This is a genomic window from Lysobacter antibioticus HS124 (assembly GCF_000336385.2).
Taxonomy (GTDB): domain Bacteria; phylum Pseudomonadota; class Gammaproteobacteria; order Xanthomonadales; family Xanthomonadaceae; genus Lysobacter; species Lysobacter firmicutimachus.
On record NZ_HG424549.1, the window covers coordinates 1 to 2,954 of the forward strand.

At 70.5% G+C, this 2,954-nt stretch carries 3 protein-coding genes; 1 reads left to right on the forward strand and 2 read right to left on the reverse strand.

Going from position 1 to position 2,954, the window contains the following annotated elements; translation table 11 throughout:
* Positions 1 to 250 precede the first annotated feature (250 nt).
* On the forward strand, positions 251 to 1,351 hold the full coding sequence (locus tag TX83_RS17960; RefSeq protein WP_064749359.1) for an alkene reductase: 1,101 nt from the start codon (positions 251 to 253) through the stop codon (positions 1,349 to 1,351).
* Positions 1,352 to 1,533: 182 nt separating this feature from the next.
* Here TX83_RS17960 and TX83_RS17965 read toward each other — a convergent pair whose 3' ends face one another.
* Positions 1,534 to 2,160 carry a response regulator gene (locus TX83_RS17965; protein WP_261370182.1) on the reverse strand — a complete coding sequence of 209 codons (627 nt, stop codon included), beginning with the start codon at positions 2,158 to 2,160 and terminating at the stop codon, positions 1,534 to 1,536.
* Positions 2,161 to 2,215: 55 nt separating this feature from the next.
* Complete coding sequence (locus TX83_RS17970; RefSeq protein WP_261370184.1) at positions 2,216 to 2,917, reverse strand: sensor histidine kinase; 702 nt, start codon at positions 2,915 to 2,917, stop codon at positions 2,216 to 2,218.
* Positions 2,918 to 2,954 lie beyond the last annotated feature (37 nt).

Genomic DNA, 2,954 nt, shown 5'->3' on the forward strand with positions numbered 1-2,954 from the left:
TACAGGGGCGTAGGACAAAGACGCGGCGAACGGGCGAGATGGCGGTCGCGGCTTGCGCGGCTCCTACAGGGGTACAGGACAAAGACGCGGCAAGCGGGCGAGATGGCAGTCGCGGCTTGCGCCGCTCCTACAGGGTCGCGCGGCGGCGATTCTTGCGCTTGTGGAAAGGATCGTTTGCCGCAACGGCGGTTTTTCCCCGCCGGTCCGCTCCCCACACTGCTCCCATCGACTCCCATCCGACTCCGCCGCCATGCTCTTCACCCCCCACCGCCTCGGCCGCTTCGACACCGCCAACCGCATCGTCATGCCGCCGATGACCCGCTCCCGCGCCGCCCGCGGCGACGTCGCCACCGACCTGATGGTGCAGTACTACGCCCAGCGCGCCGGCGCCGGCCTGATCGTCAGCGAGGGCACCCAGATCAGCCGCCAGGGCCAGGGCTACGCCTGGACCCCGGGCATCTACAGCGCCGAACAGATCGCCGGCTGGCGCAAGGTCACCGACGCCGTGCACGCCGCCGGCGGACGCATCTTCGCCCAGCTCTGGCACGTCGGCCGCGTCTCCCACGTCGCCCTGCAGGCCGACGGCGCCGCACCGGTGTCGTCCTCGGCGCTGGTCGCCGACGGGGTCAAGGTGTTCGTCGATCCCGACGGTCGCGGCCCCGAAGCCGGCGTCGGCGAGATGGTGCAACACTCCGCACCGCGCGCGCTGCGCATCGACGAGATCCCCGGCCTCGTCGCCGACTACGCCCAGGCCGCGCGCAACGCGCTGGAGGCCGGCTTCGACGGGGTCGAGCTGCACGGCGCCAACGGCTACCTGATCAACCAGTTCATCGACTCGCAGGCCAACGATCGCACCGACGCCTACGGCGGCTCGCTGCCGAACCGGCTGCGCTTCCTGCGCGAAGTCGCGCAGGCGGTGGCCGACGTCGTCGGTCCCGACCGGCTCGGCGTGCGCCTGGCGCCGCTGACCACCCTGCAGGGCGCGGTCGACGACACGCCGCAGGCGACTTATCTGGCCGCGGCCAAGGTGCTCGACGAAATCGGCGTGGCCTATCTGCACATCGCCGAAGCCGACTGGGACGACGCCCCGGGCATGCCGGACGCGTTTCGCGAGGCGCTGCGGATGATCTACCGCGGCACGATGATCTACTCCGGCAAGTACACCAAACAGCGCGCCGAGCACGCGTTGCGAGCGGGCTGGGCCGACCTGATCGGCTTCGGCCGCCCCTTCATCGCCAACCCGGATTTGCCGTACCGCTTGCAGCACGACCTGCCGCTGGCCGAAGGCGACCGCACGCGCTATTTCGGCGGTGGCGCGCAGGGCTATACGGATTACCCGCGCGCGGCCTGAGCGCGGCGTATTCTGTAGGAGCGGCGTAAGCCGCGACCGCCGCAGCGACGTGCGCGAGCGCGCTCGCCGAAGCCAGGGCAATCGGCCTTCGTCTGGACGGCTTCGCTTCGTAGAGAAGCGTGGTATTTCACCGCTGCGGTTATCGCGGCTTACGCCGCTCCTACAAGAAGCCGCGCGCGGCGCTAGTCGAGCAGGCCCTTGCGCAAGGCGTAGCGGACCAGTTCGGCGGTGTTGCGCACGTCGAGCTTGTCGAGCACGCGGGTACGGTGGTTCTCGGCGGTCTTGGCGCTGATCTCCAGCTTGCGCGCGATCTCCTTGGTGGTCAGCCCCTCGACGATCAGATGGAACACCTCGCGTTCGCGCGCGGTCAGTCGCCCGTAGGGGTCCTCGAGCGCACGCTCGGGATGGCGCATCTGCTCGGCCATCGCCTTGGCCGCTTGCGGACCGAAGTGGCTGCGTCCGGCATGCAGGCTGTGCACCGCGGTCAACAACTCCGACGCGGCGCTGTCCTTGACCAAGTAACCGGCCGCGCCGGCGCGCACCGCCTGCAGCACGTACTCCTCTTCTTGGTGCATGGTCAGCACCAGCACCCGCGTCGCCGGCACCGCCTCGCGCAGCCGGCGCACCACCTCGATCCCGTTCAAGCCCGGCATCGACAGGTCGGCGACCACCACGTCGGGATGGGTCGCCGACGCCAGCGCCACGGTTTCCGGCCCGTCCGCCGCCTGGGCCACGACCTCGATCGTGCCCTCGGCCTGGAGCAGATTGACCAGGCTTTCGCGCACCAGGGTGTGGTCGTCTGCGATCAATACGCGGATCGTCGGCTTCGGCATGGGCGCACGGTGCGCGTGGACCGGTGCGCCGTCAAGCACCTTCGGCCACCGCCGGCAACGGCAGCACCGCCCGCAGGCGCGTGCCTTCGCCGGGCGCGGAATGGATCTCCAGCCGGCCGTCGTACAGGCGCAGGCGTTCGCGCATGCCGGCCAGGCCGCTGCCGTCGGAGTAGGACGCCCGCTGCGGGTCGTAGCCGCGACCGTCGTCGGCGACCTGCAATTGCAGCAGCCCCCCTCGCGCGACCAGGCGCACCAGCACCTGCTGCGCGCCGGCGTGCTTGGCGACGTTGTTGATCGCCTCTTGTGCCACGCGGAACACCAGGGTCTGCAGATCGCCGTCCAGCGCCGGCAGTTCGCCGATTTCCAGCGCGACCTGCATGCCTGCGGCTTCGCTCTGGCTTCGCGCGAGCCAGCGCAACGCCGGTTCCAGGCCGAGATCGTCGAGGATCGGCGGCCGCAGCAAGCGCGACAACTCGCGCGTGTCTTCCAGCGTGTCCGCACACAGCGCGATCGCCGCTTCCAACCGCGCGCGCTGGGCCGGCGGCAAGGCGTCGCCGAGCTGGGCCAGCCGATGCTTGAGCGCGGTCAGGTTCTGGCCGATGCCGTCGTGCAGTTCGCGCGCCAGGCGCCGGCGTTCGTCTTCCTGCACTCGCCACACCGAGCGGCCGAGCCGGCGGAACTCGCGTTCGTTGGCCTCCAGCCGCAGCAGCAGTTGCCGGTACTGGTCGCGCACCTGGGCCAGCGAGCGCAGCGGATCGGCTTTGCCCCCC